At 72.9% G+C, this 16325-nt stretch carries 16 protein-coding genes; 7 read left to right on the plus strand and 9 right to left on the minus strand.

Translation table 11 applies throughout. The features are described from left to right. Positions 1-3: 3 nt before the first annotated feature. The 6 genes from A3CO_RS0107630 to A3CO_RS30690 form a co-directional block, all read right to left on the minus strand. Positions 4-1023, minus strand: a complete 1020-nt coding sequence (locus A3CO_RS0107630) for a glycine betaine ABC transporter substrate-binding protein (RefSeq protein WP_157647183.1) — start codon at positions 1021-1023, stop codon at positions 4-6. Between the two features lie 94 nt (positions 1024-1117). Continuing rightward, positions 1118-1921, minus strand: coding sequence for an ABC transporter permease (locus A3CO_RS0107635; RefSeq protein WP_018331653.1), 804 nt, complete (start codon positions 1919-1921; stop codon positions 1118-1120). After that, on the minus strand, positions 1918-2982 hold the full coding sequence (locus A3CO_RS0107640) for an ABC transporter ATP-binding protein (protein ID WP_018331654.1): 1065 nt from the start codon (positions 2980-2982) through the stop codon (positions 1918-1920). The genes A3CO_RS0107635 and A3CO_RS0107640 overlap by 4 nt, the downstream gene beginning before the upstream one ends. 10 nt (positions 2983-2992) lie before the next feature. Continuing rightward, positions 2993-3679, minus strand: coding sequence for an ABC transporter permease (locus A3CO_RS0107645; RefSeq protein WP_018331655.1), 687 nt, complete (start codon positions 3677-3679; stop codon positions 2993-2995). Further along, the gene (locus tag A3CO_RS30685) at positions 3676-4668 is read right to left on the minus strand and encodes an IclR family transcriptional regulator (protein WP_018331656.1); all 993 of its coding nucleotides are present in this window, start codon (positions 4666-4668) and stop codon (positions 3676-3678) included. Before A3CO_RS30685 ends, A3CO_RS0107645 begins: the two co-directional genes overlap by 4 nt. Positions 4669-5008: 340 nt before the next feature. Continuing rightward, a complete protein-coding gene (locus tag A3CO_RS30690) occupies positions 5009-5650 on the minus strand; it encodes a DUF6474 family protein (protein ID WP_018331657.1) in 642 nt (213 codons plus the stop codon). A gap of 146 nt (positions 5651-5796) precedes the next feature. On the opposite strand from A3CO_RS30690, the gene A3CO_RS30695 reads away from it, so the two are divergent. Next, entirely contained in the window at positions 5797-7608 is a 1812-nt protein-coding gene (locus A3CO_RS30695; RefSeq protein WP_018331658.1) for a TM0106 family RecB-like putative nuclease, read from the plus strand. On the opposite strand, the gene A3CO_RS0107665 is transcribed toward A3CO_RS30695, so the two are convergent. After that, a complete protein-coding gene (locus A3CO_RS0107665; RefSeq protein ID WP_018331659.1) occupies positions 7568-8326 on the minus strand; it encodes an SDR family NAD(P)-dependent oxidoreductase in 759 nt (252 codons plus the stop codon). The two genes, A3CO_RS30695 and A3CO_RS0107665, sit on opposite strands and share 41 nt — an antisense overlap. A gap of 131 nt (positions 8327-8457) precedes the next feature. Then, on the minus strand, positions 8458-9753 hold the full coding sequence (locus tag A3CO_RS0107670; RefSeq protein ID WP_018331660.1) for an SAM-dependent methyltransferase: 1296 nt from the start codon (positions 9751-9753) through the stop codon (positions 8458-8460). A gap of 220 nt (positions 9754-9973) precedes the next feature. On the opposite strand from A3CO_RS0107670, the gene A3CO_RS0107675 reads away from it, so the two are divergent. The 5 genes from A3CO_RS0107675 to A3CO_RS0107695 all read left to right on the plus strand — a co-directional run bounded on the left by A3CO_RS0107675 (position 9974) and on the right by A3CO_RS0107695 (position 13769). Beyond that, positions 9974-10963 (plus strand): hypothetical protein, encoded by a 990-nt coding sequence (locus A3CO_RS0107675; RefSeq protein WP_026204385.1) that lies wholly within the window; start codon positions 9974-9976, stop codon positions 10961-10963. A gap of 16 nt (positions 10964-10979) precedes the next feature. Beyond that, on the plus strand, positions 10980-11777 hold the full coding sequence (locus tag A3CO_RS0107680; RefSeq protein WP_018331661.1) for a PIG-L family deacetylase: 798 nt from the start codon (positions 10980-10982) through the stop codon (positions 11775-11777). A gap of 19 nt (positions 11778-11796) precedes the next feature. Further along, positions 11797-12462: a peptide-methionine (S)-S-oxide reductase MsrA gene (gene msrA, locus A3CO_RS0107685; protein ID WP_018331662.1), complete on the plus strand. Its 666-nt coding sequence runs from the start codon at positions 11797-11799 to the stop codon at positions 12460-12462. 11 nt (positions 12463-12473) lie between these two features. Beyond that, positions 12474-13370, plus strand: coding sequence for an alpha/beta hydrolase (locus A3CO_RS0107690; protein ID WP_018331663.1), 897 nt, complete (start codon positions 12474-12476; stop codon positions 13368-13370). Between the two features lie 111 nt (positions 13371-13481). Beyond that, on the plus strand, positions 13482-13769 hold the full coding sequence (locus tag A3CO_RS0107695; RefSeq protein ID WP_018331664.1) for a hypothetical protein: 288 nt from the start codon (positions 13482-13484) through the stop codon (positions 13767-13769). 95 nt (positions 13770-13864) lie between these two features. Here A3CO_RS0107695 and A3CO_RS30700 read toward each other — a convergent pair whose 3' ends face one another. Continuing rightward, positions 13865-14476: a response regulator transcription factor gene (locus tag A3CO_RS30700; RefSeq protein ID WP_018331665.1), complete on the minus strand. Its 612-nt coding sequence runs from the start codon at positions 14474-14476 to the stop codon at positions 13865-13867. Positions 14477-14921: 445 nt separating this feature from the next. On the opposite strand from A3CO_RS30700, the gene A3CO_RS35450 reads away from it, so the two are divergent. Beyond that, positions 14922-16295 carry a DUF1996 domain-containing protein gene (locus A3CO_RS35450; RefSeq protein WP_018331666.1) on the plus strand — a complete coding sequence of 458 codons (1374 nt, stop codon included), beginning with the start codon at positions 14922-14924 and terminating at the stop codon, positions 16293-16295. The last annotated feature ends 30 nt before the right edge of the window (positions 16296-16325 follow it).

Consider the following 16325-nt stretch of genomic DNA (forward strand, 5'->3'; position numbering starts at 1 on the left):
GACCTACGACTGGCCGATGAGGCCCTGCTGCTGCAGCCACTGGCGAGCCACCTGCGTGGGGTCCTGCCCCTGCGAGGAGATCTGGCCGTTGAGGCTCAGCATGGAGTTGTAGTCCAGGCGCTTGGCGATCTCGTTCGAGACCTGGACGACCTGCGGCGCCCGCGCCACCACGTCACCGCGGATGGTGTTGGACGCGTTGTAGATCGGGAAGAAGTTCTTGTCGTCGGGCAGCGCGACCAGGTTCAGACCCGGGATGCGGCCGTCGGTGGTGAACACCTCACCGAACTTGCAGGGGTTGCCGTTGGCGGTCGCCTGGTAGACGACGCCGGTGTCGAGCGTGGTGACGGCGGGCGGCGAGTTGTACGGCTTGGTGACGCCGTAGCTGCGCAGCAGGTTCGGGAGGCCGTCGTCACGCCCGGCGAACTCCGGCTCCACGCAGAGCGTGGCGTTCGGGTTGTTCGAGTTGATGAAGTTGGCCCAGTCCGACGTCGTCTTGATGTTGTTCTGCTGGGCGAACGCCTTCGTCGTGGCGATCGCGTACGTGTTGTTGAACGGCGTCGGCTCGGTCCAGACGATGTTGTTCTGCTGCTTGTCGAGGTTCGCCGTGGCCTCGTACTGCTGGCGCGGGTCCTTGATGACCTGCGTCTGCTTGAGGTCGGTGATCCAGCCGGTGCCGGTGTAGGACCAGTACATGTCGATCTGACCGCTGGTCAGCGCTGCGCGGGTGGCCGCCGAGCCCTGGATGCCGCAGCGGTTGTTGACCGTGGCGCCCACCGACTGCAGCGCGAGGACCTGCGCCTGGCACAGGAACAGCTGCTCGTCGAAGTCCTTGCCGCCGACCGTCAGGGTCTGGCCGGACAGGTTGATGCCACTCTGGGAGAGGCTGCCGCCGGTCGCGGCCGGCTGGCCGCTGCCCGACAGCCCGCCGCAGCCCGCGGCGAGCAGGGCGGTGGCGGCCAGCGTCACCGCGCCGGCCCTCCACCCGCGCAGGCGGCCCGTGCCGCCCCGAAGCTTCCACTGCACTGGACGTGTCTCCTTCACTCGATGGCTGGACATTTCCTGCGACGACGTCCCGGCCGACTCCCTCGACGTCGCCCGGGACCGTGGTGACCGGTCGTTATCCCGACCGGGCGACGATGGCTCGCTCGGCGACGCCGGCCAGCCAGTCGATCAAGAGGGCGAGGGCCGCGATGATCGCGCCGCTGACGAACAGCAGGTTGATGCGGTTGAGCCGCAGTGCCTGCTGCACGAGTTCGCCCAGCCCGCCGGCCCCGATGTAGGTGGCCAGGGTGGCGGTACCGACGTTGAGGACGAGCGCCACCCGCAGGCCGGCCACGATGACGGGCACGGCGAGGGGGATCTCGACCCGGAAGAGGGTCTGACGCGCGGACATGCCCATGCCGCGGGCCGCCTCGATGAGGGCCAGGTCGACCTGCTGCAGGCCGACCACGGTGTTGCGCAGCACCGGCAGGAGCGCGGCGAGCGTGAGGCCGATGACGGCACTGCGGACGCCGAACTCCCAGAAGCCGAGCAGCAGCAGCACGCCGAAGGGGGGGAGCGCCTGGGCGAAGCCACCCAGCGCGAGCACCGCGCCCTGGATCCGGCGCGCGCCCGGCCGGCTCAGCACGATGCCGAGCGGCACCGCGATCACCAGGACGAGGACGGTCGAGTACAGGGTCAGCAGCAGGTGCTGGCCGAGCTGGCCGAAGACGTTGGCCGGCTCGAGCGCGCGCTGCTCGATCGTGTCGAGCGACTGGTTGCCGACGTAGAGCAGCATGCCGACGAGGCCGACCACGACGATGATCGGCGAGACCAACAGGTCGTAGTTCGCCCGGATGACGCCGAGGAACCCGCCCGAGCTCTGCTTGACGCGCTGCTGGGCCGGGGTCGGGACGCCCGGCTGCAGGTCGACGGCCGTCACGCGCCACGCTCCCGCGTCTTCAGGCCGGCGACGAGGTCGTTCCAGTGCAGGACGCCCTTCGGCAGGCCCTCCTCGTCGACGACCGCGACCAGCGAGGCGGACCCGTCGAGCATCACGTCGACGGCGTCGTAGACGGTGCCCGAGAGCGGGACCGTCACGAGCGTCGTGCCGGCGGCGTCGCGGTCGGGCAGGTGGCGCCAGGCGACCGGGCGGCCCGACCCGTCGACCTCGGCGACCGGGGTGCCGTTGCGGTTGCCGACGGCCTTCTCCTCGGTCTCGATCGGGTGCAGCTCGAGGCGGGAGAGCTCGAGCAGCGACAGGCGGCGCACGGCCGCGCCGCCACCGACGAAGTCGGACACGAAGTCGTCCGCCGGGTGCGTCAGCACGGTGTCCGGGTCGTCGTACTGCGCGAGCCGGCCGCCGGTGCCGAAGACCGCGATGCGGTCGCCGAGCTTGACGGCCTCCTGCAGGTCGTGGGTGACGAAGCAGATCGTCTTGCCCACGGTGCGCTGGATCTCGAGGAACTCGTCCTGCAGCCGGTCGCGGGTGATCGGGTCGATCGCGCCGAACGGCTCGTCCATGAGCATCACGGGCGGGTCGGCCGCGAGGGCGCGGGCGACACCGACACGCTGCTGCTGGCCGCCGGAGAGCTGGCGCGGGTAGCGGTCGCGGTAGGTCGACGGCTCGAGGCCCACCAGGTGGAGCAGCTCGTCGGCCCGCTCCTTGATCCGGTTCTTGTCCCAGCCGAGCATCTTCGGGACGACGCCGATGTTGTCGGCGATCGAGTAGTGCGGGAAGAGCCCGCCCTGCTGGATGACGTAGCCGATCTTGCGGCGCAGCTGGTCGCCGTTGACGTCGGTGACGTCGTCGCCGTCGAGGATGATCCGGCCCGAGGTGGGCTCGATCAGCCGGTTCATCATCTTCAGCGTGGTCGTCTTGCCGCAGCCCGAGGGGCCGATGAGCATGACGATCTCGCCCCGGGGGATGGTCATGTCGAGGCGCTCCACCGCCGGGGACGTCGACCCGGGATAGATCTTCTCGACGGCTTCCAGGACGATCATGTTCTCGGTCTCAGACACGGATCCCCCTCGGGATGGTCAGGCGCTGCACGATGGCGAAGACGATTTCGAAGACGGCGGCCACCACGAGGCACATGACGGTGCCGATGAGGACCTGGGGGAAGGCGTTCGCCGCGCCGATGCGGGTGATGCCGGTGAGCAGGAGCTTCCCGAGCCCGGGCCCCTGGACGATGGACGCGACCACGGCGATGGAGATCGAGATCAGCGTGGTCACCCGGATGCCGTTGAGGATGACCGGCCAGGCCAGCGGGAGCTGGATCGTCAGGAGCCGGCGGACCCGGCCGTACCCGAGGCCGCGGGCGGACTCGAGGATCGAGCGGTCCACCGCGGTCAGGCCCGCCACCGTGTTCCGCAGGACGGTGTAGAGCGTGTAGATCGTCAGCACGATGATCGCGGTGGTGACGCCCAGCCCGGTGATCGGGAGGAACAGGACGAAGAGCGCCAGCGAGGGGATCGTGAGGACGGCCGCGGTGATGAGGAGCGAGCCCTCACGGATACCGGTGGCCCACCAGTCGAAGCTGAACCGGTTGGGGTTCGGCTCGCCGGTGGAGACGATCAGGCCGAGCGCGACGCTGATGATCGAGCCGATGGCGACGCAGTAGAAGACGAACTGGGCGTGCTGGATCGTGAGCGCGATGATCTGCGCGCTGTTCTCGCCGAAGTACTGGAAGACGTTCACGACACTCCTTCCTTTCTGGTCGGAGGAACGGGACTGGGGGTCGGGGGGCGGCGCTGCCGGGGTGGTCGGGGAGGACCCGTCGCCGGCGGCGGTAACGAGGCGCCGAGCGCGCGGGAGAGGTCGGCGGCGGCGCGCAGCACACCCGCACTGACCTCGGGGAGGACCGGGTCGATCCGCGAGTCCGGTCCGGCGACGCCCACGGCCGCGACCACCCCGCCCGCGGCGTCGCGTACCGGGGCGCCGACGGCGAGCAGGCCGCGGTCCATCTCGTGGCGGGCGAGCGAGAAGCGCCGCTCGCGGTCCTCGCCGATGCGCGCGACGAGCTCGTCGAGCGAGCGCGGCGCGCCCGGGCCGGCCTGCGCGAGACCCTCCGGGACGATGAGCCGCGCGACGGCGGGGGTGTCGAGGTCGAAGAGCAGGGCCCGACCCGTGGCGGTGCAGGAGAGCGGCACGATCCGGCCGACCCAGCCGATGGCGCGCAGTTCGCTGTCCGGGGCGGCGGTGGCCACGGTCATCGACGAGCCGCCGCTGCGGACGCACACCTCGACGCGTTCCCCGAGCAGGGCCGCCTCGCGCTCGACGAGCGCGTCGGCCTCGTCGCGCAGGCGACGGCTCACGGCCCGGACGCCGAGCGAGAACAGCCGGGTGCCGATGCGGTAGCGCAACGTGCCCGCCTCGCGCTCGACGAACCCGGCGTCCGCGAGCAGGCGCAGCAGCCGCGAGATCTGGGACTTGTCACGGCCGAGCGTGCGGGCGATCTCCACGACGCCGAAGGAGGTCGGTACGTCCGCGCTGCCCACCGGGCCGCCGAGCCCGTGCGACTCGGGATCCCCGAGCAGCTCGAGGATCGCGAGGGCGCGGTGGACCTGACCGCCCTCGAGCGAGCCGCGGGCGGGGCGTTCGTCCTCGACGACGTCGGAGCCGTCGGCGGGCTCCGGCAGGGATGCCGGGGCCGGCCCGGACGGGCGACGCGGAGCACGCGGACTCACCTGGCCCCCTCTCGGCTCCCCTGACGCCGGGAGCGCGAGGGACAACGGTCGTTGTTTCTGTGGCAACGGCCGCCGAGAGATTAAGGGGAGGGCCACCGGGTTGTCACCCGGAAGTTGGTTCTTTCTGGTTGTTACGTCACGAGACGGGTGGAGCAGCGTCGTCACTCACGGTCGACATCGGGGACCACCGGCCCCGAACACCGCTGGTCAGAGCCGGATGATCCCGACAAGGTGAACAGCCCGAAGTCGGATCGTGACGTGGCGTGATTCTGCGAGATCCACCCGGCCGGGGGTCGCCCGGATCGACCTGTTGCAGATTTCGCCGACCTGCCGGGCGTGATCAGCCCTCGCCGGCGGGCAGCGCGGCGGTTCGATCGAGGCCCCACAGCTCGAGGAGCCGGGCCTCGAGACGGTCGAGCTCGTCGGACACGGCGAGGTGGGCGCGACGGCGGCGGGCCGCCGGCATCTGCTCCGCGGAGCGCACCGCGGCCTCCAGGTCGGACAGCCGGTCCCGGGCGTCGCGCGCGAAGGCGCGGACGTCGGCGTCGCCCTCCCGGCGGCGCTCGATCTCGCGGACCGAGTTCGCGAGGTTGTGGGTGCGCGCGTAGAGCGCGGTGCCGCGCCCGGAGAACGAGGACAGCTCGTCGGGGGCCACGCCGAACCGGCGGGCGCGCTGCTCGTCGAGACGGGAACGGGCGGCGCCCACGGCCTGGTAGACCAGCGGCGCGGCGATCGGGACGACGATGCGGGCGATGCCGATCCAGCGCTTCACCGTGGCCCCGGTGAGGTGCGCGTCCTCGGCCGCGCGCGCCTTCTCCGCCTCCGCCGCCTCCGCCCGTCGCTCGGCGGCCAGCCGGTCGGCCTTCGCGGCCTTGCCGGCCTGCTTCTCCGCCTTCGCCGCGTGCTTCGCGGCCTTCCGGGACCAGATGACGACGCCGTCGCCGCCGCCGAGCTCGACCGTGTGACTGGTGCGCCGTGCCATGGGGTCCTCCCCGCTCGTCCCCGGGAGGACCCGGGATGATCGCCTCGCGGGGACGGTTCCCCAGCCAGGGCCGGACCCTAACGGTGGCGCCCCCTCCGTGGGCGGTGACACGGAGACCGTCGGGGGTCCGTGGCACTCTGACGACCATGGGCAGCTTCGATCCCGACGGCCGGTCGGTGCCGGTGGCGGGCACGGTGCTGCTCGACGCCGCGGTCACCACGCGGTGCCGGCGCCGGGTCCACCTCGAGCACGATCCGGTGGCCGGTGGGGCGGTCGGGGCCACCGGCGTCGAGGGCGCGGGCCAGATCGTCCTGCCCGAGCCCGATCCCGGGGTCGAGATGCGGGTGGCCGACGCCGCGGAGCACCGCGCGCAGCTCGCCGCGCGGTTCGCGGTGGAGCTGGGCGCCGCCTACCGACGGGTGCCGGACGGCCGGCGGGCCGAGCGGGTCGAGGCCACGTCGGCGTTGATGGCCGACCCGGCGGTGCGGGCGATCGGCGCCGCGGAGCTGCCGCCGGGGGACGGCCGCCGCGGGCACGCGGAGCTCCTCGTCCGGGCCGGCGGGGACGACGCCGGCTGGTACCCGCTCATCGTGGTCCGCCACCGGGTGAGCGATCCGGGCGCGGGGGCGCTGACCTCGCCGCTGGACCGGCCGCACCCCTCGGCGGCGACCGTCGACCCCGATCGGCGCGTCCGTGCCGTGTCCCGGGACGTGCTGCGCCTGGCCCACCTGCACCGCATGCTCGCGGCCGCCGGGCTCGGGGCGAGCCGGGCCTGGGGCGGCGTGGTGGGCCTCGACGCCGACTGCGTGGTCTGGACCGACCTCGCCGCCGGTCCGGGGCAGGAGGCGGGCCGCAGCGCGCTCGACACGTACGACCGGCGGTTCGCCGACCGGCTCGCGGTCGCCACCGCCGCCCGGGCGGGCGGCCCCGCACTGGCGGAGCCCTCGCGGATCACCGAGTGCCGCCGCTGCCCGTGGTGGCCCGTCTGCGAGTCCGAGCTGCGCCGCGCCGACGACGTGAGCCTCGTGGTCCGCGGCGAGGACGCGCTGCGGCTGCGCGGCCGGGGGATCACCACCGTGCGGATGCTCGCCACGCTCGACCCGCGCCAGGGGCTGCCCGAGCCGGCCGACACGGACGACGAGCACGCGGGGGGAGAGTTGTCGGCCGACCTGCGGGAGGCCGTGGCCCTCGCGCGCGCCTGGCGGGCGGACGTGCCGCTGGTCCGGCGGGTGCACCGCCCCGACGTGCCGCGCGGCGCCGTCGAGGTCGACGTCGACATGGAGAGCCTCGGCGAGGACGGCGCCTACCTCTGGGGGGTGCTGCTCAGCGGCGCCGACGTGGGCCTCGAGCACGGGTACCGCGGCTTCGCCACCTGGGACCCGGTCCCGACGCGGGACGAGGCACGGTCCTTCGCGGCCTTCTGGGCGTGGCTCACCGACGTGCGCCGGCGCGCGGCGGAGCGGGGTCTGTCGTTCCGCTCCTACTGCTACAACGAGCAGGCCGAGAACCGGTGGCTGCGCGGGTCGGTGGAGCGCTTCGCGGGGGAGCCGGGCATCCCCGCCGCCGAGGAGGTGGAGGCGTTCATCGCCTCCGACGCCTGGATCGACCTGTTCCCGGCCGTGAGCACGTCGTTCCTGTGTCCCCGGGGCAAGGGACTGAAGCGGGTCGCCCCCTCGGCCGGGTTCGGCTGGCGGGATCCGGAGGCCGGCGGGGAGAACTCGATGCGCTGGTACCGGCGCGCGGTCGGCCTCGACGGGGACGCGCCCGAGCCCGCGATGCGAGACCGGTTGCTGATCTACAACGAGGACGACGTCCGGGCCACCCACGCCCTGCGGACGTGGATGACCTCGGACGCGGTACTCGCCGTGCCGCACCTCGACGATCTCCGGCCCGACCCCGAGGGGGCGGGCGAGCCGCTCAGCGAGGCTGCATGCGCAGGGCCCCGTCCATCCGGATGACCTCGCCGTTCAGGTAGTCGTGCCCGACGATCATGCCGACGAGCTTCGCGTACTCGGTCGGGTCGCCGAGCCGCTGCGGGAACGGGACGCCCTTCGCGAGGTCGGCGCGGAAGGACTCCTCGACGCCCGCGAGCATCGGGGTGTCGACGATGCCGGGGGCGATCGTCATGACGCGGATGCCGTACTGCGCGAGGTCGCGCGCGGCGGGCACGGTCATGCCGACCACGCCGCCCTTCGACGCCGCGTAGGCGATCTGACCGATCTGACCCTCGAAGGCCGCGATCGACGCGGTGTTGACCACGACGCCGCGGGCGTTGTGCTCCAGCGGCTCGGTCTGCGCGATCGCGGCGGCGGCGAGCCGCATGACGTTGAAGGTGCCGATCAGGTTCACCCCGACGACCTGCGAGAACACCCCGAGGTCGTGCGGGCCCTTCTTCGAGAGCACGCGGCCCGCGGTACCGATGCCCGCGCAGTTGACCACGACGCGCAGCGGCAGCCCGGTGCCCACTGCGGCATCGACCGCCGCCTGGACCTGGTCGCCGTCGGTGACGTCGGCGGGGACGTAGTCGACGCGTTGCAGCTTCTCGGCGTTGTCGATCGCCTTCGGCAGGTCGATCGCGATGACGTGGGCGCCGTCGGCGGCGAGCCGGCGGACGGTGGCCCCGCCCAGGCCGGACGCCCCTCCCGTGACGATGGCGGCGACGTCGGTTACGTCCATGGTGGGTGCACTCCTCGGCAGTGGTCGGACGGGTCGGTCGGGTGGCCCCGCGTCGCGCGGAGGCTATCCCCCCGACGGTCAGGGCTGACCGTTACGGGTGCGGGTCACACCCGACCGGACCCGACCCGCCGTCAGGGGCGTGCGATCCCGAACTGGAAGTCGTCGAGGTAGCGCGACGCGAACCCGGCCTCGCAGTAGGCGAGGTAGAAGTCCCACATCCGCACGAAGGTCTCGTCGAAGCCGAGGGCCCGGACCTGCTCCTCGCGGGCGAGGAAGGTGTCCCGCCAGCGGTGCAGGGTCTCCGCGTAGTCGAGGCCGATCGAGCGCCGGTCGTCGATGCGCAGCGAGGTGTGGCGGGCGAGCGTCTGCTCGATCGCCTCGACGCTGGGGATGATCCCGCCGGGGAAGATGTACTTGTGGATCCAGGTGTACGACGCCTTGGTCGCCTGGAGCCGGTGGTGCGGCATCGTGATCGCCTGCAGGCCGAACCGCCCGCCCGGCGCGAGCAACCGGTCGATCGTGCGGAAGTACTCCGGCCAGTAGCGGGCGCCGACCGCCTCGATCATCTCGATCGAGATCGCCGCGTCGTACTCGCCGCGGGCGTCGCGGTAGTCGCGGATGTCGATGGTGATCCGGTCGGAGACCCCGGCGGCCTGCGCGCGGGAGCGGGCGAGGTCGGCCTGCTCCACCGAGAGGGTGAGGGTGGTGACGCGGGCCCCGCGCTGCGCCGCGCGGATGGCGGCCTCGCCCCAGCCGGTGCCGATCTCGATGACGCGGGAGCCCTCACGGACGCCGGCGAGGTCGAGGATGCCGTCGACCTTGCGGTGCTGGGCGGCGGTGAGCGACTCGAGGTGCTGCCCGTCGGGACCCACCGGACCCTGGAACCAGGCGGCCGAGTACATCATCGACTCGTCGAGGAAGAGTTGGAACAGGTCGTTCGACAGGTCGTAGTGCCGGTGCACGTTCTCCTGCGAGACGGCGGCGTCGGCGGCGCGCTCCTCGCGCGGCTGCCCGCGGTCGTAGAGCCGGCGCAGCTTGCGGACCGGGCGCGGGACCAGCGACTCGATGTGGTCGGTGAAGCAGCGCATGACGCCCACGAGGTCGTCGGAGTCCCAGTCCCCGACCATCCAGCCCTCGCCCAGGCCGATGAGTCCCTCGGTGCCGAGGCGCGTGAAGAACGCCTCCGGGCGGATGATCCGCATCGCCGGGCTGGTCGCGTCGCCGGAGCCCTCGCTCGACCCGTCCGGCCACACGAGCCGCATCGGCATCCGGCGCACGGCCGCCCGCAGCAGCGAGCGCGAGATGACCATCCGCACCCGGTTCTCGCCGGGATCCTGGAGTCCGGGCCAGACGCCCTCGGCCGGGCGCGGGATGACGCGCTCCCCGCGCACCGGGTTCGGGTCGGGCAGGGGCATGGTCGACGACACGGCGTGGGTCCTCTCGACGCTGGCAGCTCAGCGGGCGACGTTTCCGTCGGCAGCACCTTCGTGGCCGGGGGCCCGATCGTTCGGATACATGTGGCGGTGATCTCGCATCGTCCGGTTTGGAACGCCCTCGACGTGCCCGTGCGGATCTCGGGAGCGCCGCTCGATGTCCGATTCGGTTACGGTGCGCGCGGCGACCGGTTGTGGAGGGGGTGACCGCCCGGTGGAGGCCAGCGAGGAGCTGCAGCGGCTCGACGCCGACCTCGCCGCGGGTCGGGTCGACGCGACCTCCTACCGGCGCCGCCGGGACGTGCTGATCGCTCGCCGACGCGAGGAGGCGGCCCGGGTCGCCGCGGAGGAGACGACGACCACGGCCGAGGAGTCCTCCCGACGGGCGCCGCAGCCACCGACTGCGGAGGATCCGGTCACCGGGCCGCCGGTCACCGAGAAGGCCGACCCGGTGCCGGCCGTCGACCCGCTGCCGGCCGTGCCTGCCGTGGACCCGCTCCCGGCGGCGCCATCGGTCGCGTCCCCGATCCCGGCTGTGCCGGTTGTGGACCCGATCCCGGCCGTGCCATCTGTCGCGTCCCGTCCGGCGCCGACCGGGCGTCCGGCGCCTCGGGTCGCCAGCGAAGGGCGCCCGGCGCCTCCGATCGCCGGCGAAGGGCGCCCGCGGCCCACCTATCCGAGCGACGGTGCCCTTCGGTCAGCGGCCGAGGCGGACACGACCGCGGGCGAAGGGCGCCGCCGGCCCACCTATCCGACCGACGGTGCCCTTCGGCCAGGCGGGGAGCAGACGGACGCGTTCCCCACACCCACCCCGTCGCCCGCGGACCCGTTCCCGCCGCCCTTCCGGTGGGGTCCCGCGCCGGGCACCCCCGACGCCGACGCGACCCAGGTGGTGCACGACCCCGCCGACACCACGCAGGTCGTGCCGCCCTCGACGTTCCAGCCGCCGACGTTCGCGGTCCCGGAGCGCACCCAGGTCGTCCCCGGAGTACCGGCGGGTCGGCGACCGTCGGCCCCGGTCCCGGCGTCGCGCACCACCCCGCCGTGGGTGGACCGGCCGCCGGAGCGGCAGGACCCGCCGTCGGGAATCGCGGGGTCGGACGTGTTCTACGGCGGCCGCCGCGGCCTGGCGTCGACGTTGGGGACGATCGCGGTGGTGGTCGTCGTGATCCTGATCCTCGTGCTGTCGTTCAGCCTGGGCTGACCTACGCTCCGCGGTCGTGGCGACGCTCGTGACCTTCCACGCCCATCCCGACGACGAGTGCATCGCCTGCGGCGGCGTGATGCGGGCCGCCGCGGACGCGGGGCACCGGGTGGTGCTCGTCGTGGCCACCGGCGGTGAGCACGGCGAGATCGTGCAGGACGTCCTGGAGCCCGGGGAGACGTTGGCGCACCGCCGGCACGCGGAGACGCTGGAGTCCGCGCGGATCCTGGGTGCGGCGCGGACCGAGTTCCTCGGCTACGTCGACTCCGGGATGGTCGGCACGGAGACCAACGACGGCGAGGGCGCGTTCGCCGCGGCGGACGTCGAGGAGGCCGCGCAGAGGCTGGCCGCGATCCTGCGCGAGGAGGACGCCGACGTCCTCACCCACTACGACGACCACGGCGGCTACGGCCACCCCGACCACGTGCAGGTGCACCACGTCGGGCAGCGCGCGGCCGAGATCGCCGGGACGCCGCGGGTCTACCAGGCCACCACGAACCGCGACGAGATGCGCCGCCTCATGGCGATGGCGCGCGAGGCGGGGCTCGGACTCGGCGACGGCGAGGGGCCCGACGAGCGCCAGCTGGAGGCGATGGGCACCCCGGAGGCGGAGCTCACCACCCGCGTCGACGTCACGCCCTGGCTCGGGGCCAAGCGTGACGCCATGCGCGCGCACGCCAGCCAGATCGCGCCCGAGTCGTTCTTCCTCGCCCTGCCCGACGAGGCCTTCGCCGCCGCGTTCGGCACCGAGTGGTTCCTGCGCGTCGGCGAGCCCACCGGAGGTCCGTTCGAGACGGGGCTGTTCGGCACCTGATCCGCGTAGCCTCGCGCCCATGAGCTGGTTCGGTCGTGACAAGCGCGAGATGGTCGACCCCGCCGACGCCCTGCCGGGCCGCCGGTCGCCGCTGCCCACCCTCGAGCGCAGCCTCGTCAACGGCCGGCCGCTGAAGCCGCCGTTTCCTGACGGTCTGCAGACCGCCGTCTTCGGCATGGGCTGCTTCTGGGGTGCCGAGCGGCTGTTCTGGCGGCAGCCCGGGGTGTGGGTCACGGCGGTGGGCTACTCCGGGGGCTACACGCCGAACCCCACGTACGAGGAGACCTGCACCAACCTCACCGGCCACGCCGAGGTGGTGCTCGTCGTGTTCGACCCCGCCGTGATCACCTACGAGCAGCTGGTCCGGCTGTTCTGGGAGGAGCACGACCCGACGCAGCGGATGCGCCAGGGCAACGACGTCGGCACCACGTACCGCTCGGCGATCTACTACGCCGACGAGTCGCAGCGCGCGATCGCCGAGTCCACCCGCGAGGCGTTCCAGCAGGCACTGACCGCTGCGCGCAAGGGCGAGATCACCACGGAGATCGCCCCGCTCGGCGCGTTCTACTACGCCGAGGACTACCACCAGCAGTACCTGCACCGGATCCCGAACGGCTACTGCTCGATGGCCGGTACCGGGGTGTCCTGCCCGACCGGGTTGGGAGTGAGCACCGAGCAGCACTAGCCTCCCCGGCCGTGGAGACGCAGATCACGGTCGAGTCCGACGGAGCACGCCTCGGGACGACGTACCTCCGGGCCGACGACGAGTCGCTCGCCGGCCCGGGCGGCCGTCCGTGCGTGGTGATGGCCCACGGCTTCGGCGCCACGCGCGACTCGGGCCTGCGCCCCTTCGCCGAGGCCTTCACGACGGCGGGTGCGGACGTCCTGCTCGTCGACTACCGCGGGTTCGCCGACTCCGAGGGCACGCCCCGGCGCCACGTCGACCACCGGGCGCACCGCCGCGACTACCACGCGGCGGTGGCGCGGGCCCGGCTCATCGACGGCGTGGACCCCGAGCGGATCGTGCTGTGGGGGTCGTCGTACTCGGGCGGGCACGTCGTCGCGGTCGCGGCGGCGGACCCGCGGATCGCGGGCGTCATCTCCCAGGGCGCGGCGATGGACGGCCTCGGCGCCCTGACCGAGATCCTCCGGTACGGCGGCCCGTGGCAGCTGCTCAAGGTGTCGGCCCACGCGATCGCCGACGCGGTCGGCCACGCGCTCGGGCGCCGCGAGCACCGGGTGGCGATCTTCGGCCCGCCCGGCGCCGTTGCGGCGATCACCTCGCCCGACGCCGAGGGCGGGTACGGCGCGATCATCGGCCCGTCGTTCGTCAACGACATGCCGGCGCGGGACATCCTGACGATCCCGTTCAACCGTCCGGTCACCGCCGCACCGCGGGTCCGGTGCCCGATGCTGCTGGTGGTCGCGGCGTCCGACTCGATCGCGCCGCCGGCCGCCGTCCGGAAGGTCGCGGCGACCGCCGGGGGACCGGTCGAGACCGTGGAGATCGACTGCGGGCACTTCGACATCTACGTCGGCGAGCCCTTTGCGACCTCGATCGAACGGCAGGTCGCCTTCATCCGGTCGCTGTAGCGACACCCGTCCGGGTGGTCCGGCGACCGAGGTGAAACAGTTCTGCGACCCCAGCGATATCCCGGGTGTCGGCGGGCCGTTCGGGGCCCGCACTCCTCGGGGGAGAACATCATGGGCCGCCACCACACCGCCGCCGCGCTCGTCGAGAACGCCGCCGTCCCCGCGCCGCGGGTGACGCCGGACGCCGCGCTCCGGTCGACGCCGTTCCCGGTGATCCCGGGCCCGCGCCGCGCCCCCGAGGCCCCCGCCCCGGCCCCCGTCGCCGTCCCGGAGCCGCGCGGATGGCGCGCCCGCCGTGCCGCGAAGGCCGACGCCGCGGCCGCCCGCGCGCAGGCCGTCGCCGTCGCGCACGCGCAGCGCCGGGCCCGTCAGGTCGCGCTGGCGTCGCTCACCGACTGAGCCCACCACAGCCGAGCCCCACACGACGAACGGGCCGTTCATCACGCCGGAAGGTGATGAACGGCCCGTTCGTGCGTTCGGGGACGGGGGGGGGCTCAGCCCTCGAGCACGTACCCGCGACCGCGGATGGTGCGGATGCGCTCCGCGCCGAGCTTGCGGCGCAGGTAGCCGATGTAGACCTCGACGATGTTGGAGGTCGGCGGGCCGCCCCAGACGCGGGTGACCAGCTCGTCCTGCGACATCGCCTGACCGCGCGGGTGGCGGATGAGGGCGTCGACGACGGCGTACTCGGTGCGCGACAGGCTCACCGGCTTGTTCTCGACGAACACCTGCTCCAGGGCCGTGTCGACCATGACCTCGCCGCGGCGCAGGTAGAGCTGCGCGGTCGGACGGTCGTCGCCGAGCCGCAGGCGCAGCCGGGCCAGCAGCTCCTCCATGGGGAAGGGCGTGACCAGGTAGTCGTCGTGGCTCGCGCGCAGGGTGGAGACGGTGCGGTCGCGGGCCTCGGGCGAGGTCAGCGCGATCACCGGGGTGCGGGGGCTCTCGCGGTGCAGGTCGGCGAGGACCTCCACCGGACGGAGCCCGCTCATCTCGACGTCGAGGACCACCGCGCGAGCGCCGCCGGCCCGGGCCGCGGCGCCGACGCTCCAGCTCTCCCGCAGGAGTTGAGGTTCGAAGCCGTTGGACCGCAACGCACCGACGAGCACGCTCGTTGTGCGGTGAGGAGGAGCCACACACAGCACGCGGCCCCGCTCCGCGTCCGCATAACGATTGGGTTGCATCGCCGACCAGGCTGCCGTGTGCGCGGCGCCGGGGCAACGAGCGCGCGCCGAACGGCGGTGTGGCGTGTGCGACGGGCGGTTCCCTGAGAGCGAGAACCGGCGTTAGTCGCAGCGACTGGGCCGAGCGGAGCAGTGGACCTGCTCGTCGTCGCGTCGTGATGTGCGGTCGACGGCTTGGAGCGCTCTTTACTCTCAGATCACGGTCCGGTCTCGGTCGGCGCTCCTAGCGTTCCGGTCCGCTCCCCCACGCAGACGGCGACGTCCGGGCTCCCCCGGTCGACACCCCGAGCTCCGGCCGACCGGACGCCGCCGTCGCGACCCGGACCGCGCTCCCCGAGGTCCGGGACCGAGATCGTCTGGAGGTCTCCCCGTGCCCCGACGTGGACGACATCGCACCCGGCTCCCACTCCGGCTCCTCGCCGCCGTCGCCGCCCTGCTCGTGGGCGGCACCGCCGTCGTCCTCGGCGGCAACGCCCTGGCGAAGGACAAGGGCGGGGACTCCGGCGGCAGCAGCTTCCTGTCCTCGCTGACCGGCGGCAAGTCCGACTCGAAGTCCGGCTCCGAGGACTCGTCCGGCTCCGGCTCCGGTGACGGCGGCGGGAACGGCAAGAACGGCAAGAGCAGCAAGGGCGGGGACGGCCAGGACGGCTCCGGCTCCGGCTCCTCCGACGGGTCCACGAAGGGCGGCCAGGACGGCCAGGACGCCAAGAGCGGCGGCACCGGCCACGACGGCAACGGCAAGAACGACGGCGGGAAGGACCAGTCGCCCGACGAGGCCAAGAAGTCCGACGACCAGAAGAAGGACGACCAGGCCAAGCAGGCCAAGGGCGAGAAGAAGGTCGAGTTCCCGGGCCGCGACAAGATCAGGGCCGCGGGCTCCGACCAGTACGTCGACATCGCCGACGTCGGGAAGAACGGCAACATCGGCGAGGGCGGCGTCTTCTCCGGCGGCAGCTACTCCGTGGACTGCGGTCGCAGCGACCACAACAACTCGGACAACTACATGGCCGCGCCGGGCAAGCGGAACGGCGCCCAGCACACCCACGACTACGTCGGCAACACCTCGACCAACGGCAACTCGACCGACGAGTCGCTCGACGCCGCGGGCACGTCGTGCCGCAACGGCGACAGGAGCACCTTCTTCTGGCCGGTGCTGCGCGACCTGAACGGCGTCGGGAACGACGTCGGGAAGGACGGCGGCAGCCTCGACGGCAACGTCGGGCGCATCCTGACGCCGGTCTCGGCGCAGCTGACCTTCCGCGGGCACGGCGACCGGAAGATCGAGGCGCTGCCCCAGCACCTCATGAACATCACGGGCAACGCGAAGGCCAAGGTGCAGGACGGCAAGAACGCCAACGCCAAGTACACCTGCACCGGCCACACCGACCAGATCACCGCCAAGTACCCGATCTGCCCGTCGGGGTCGAAGCTCGTCCGGCTCCTCGACTACCCGAGCTGCTGGGACGGTCAGAACCTGGAGTCCAAGGACCTCCGGTCGCACATGGCCTTCCCGGACTCGTCGGGCAACTGCGGTGACGGCTTCGTCCCGGTGCCGGCCCTGCGGATCACGTTGACCTACGACCAGCCGGCGGGCCGCGCGTTCTCGATCGACTCCTTCCCGGACAACCAGCACGCGGCGAACACCGACCACTCCGACTTCGAGAACTTCGCCTCGAAGAAGCAGAACGAGGCCGGCGCGACCTGCATCAACGCGGGCGAGACCTGCATCAACCTCCCCGCCTGAGCGCGCTCCACCCCTCGCGCCCCGTCGCCC

The sequence above is a fragment of the Actinomycetospora chiangmaiensis DSM 45062 genome (genome assembly GCF_000379625.1).
GTDB classification, from domain to species: domain Bacteria; phylum Actinomycetota; class Actinomycetes; order Mycobacteriales; family Pseudonocardiaceae; genus Actinomycetospora; species Actinomycetospora chiangmaiensis.

Bases quoted from the DNA above. Each gene is read 5' to 3' on its own strand.
- A3CO_RS0107640 (WP_018331654.1), bottom strand. From the start codon at position 2,982: ATGATCGTCCTGGAAGCCGTCGAGAAGATCTATCCCGGGTCGACGTCC.
- A3CO_RS30690 (WP_018331657.1), bottom strand. From the start codon at position 5,650: ATGGCACGGCGCACCAGTCACACGGTCGAGCTCGGCGGCGGCGACGGC.
- A3CO_RS30695 (WP_018331658.1), top strand. From the start codon at position 5,797: ATGGGCAGCTTCGATCCCGACGGCCGGTCGGTGCCGGTGGCGGGCACG.
- A3CO_RS0107665 (WP_018331659.1), bottom strand. From the start codon at position 8,326: ATGGACGTAACCGACGTCGCCGCCATCGTCACGGGAGGGGCGTCCGGC.
- msrA (WP_018331662.1), top strand. From the start codon at position 11,797: ATGAGCTGGTTCGGTCGTGACAAGCGCGAGATGGTCGACCCCGCCGAC.
- A3CO_RS0107695 (WP_018331664.1), top strand. From the start codon at position 13,482: ATGGGCCGCCACCACACCGCCGCCGCGCTCGTCGAGAACGCCGCCGTC.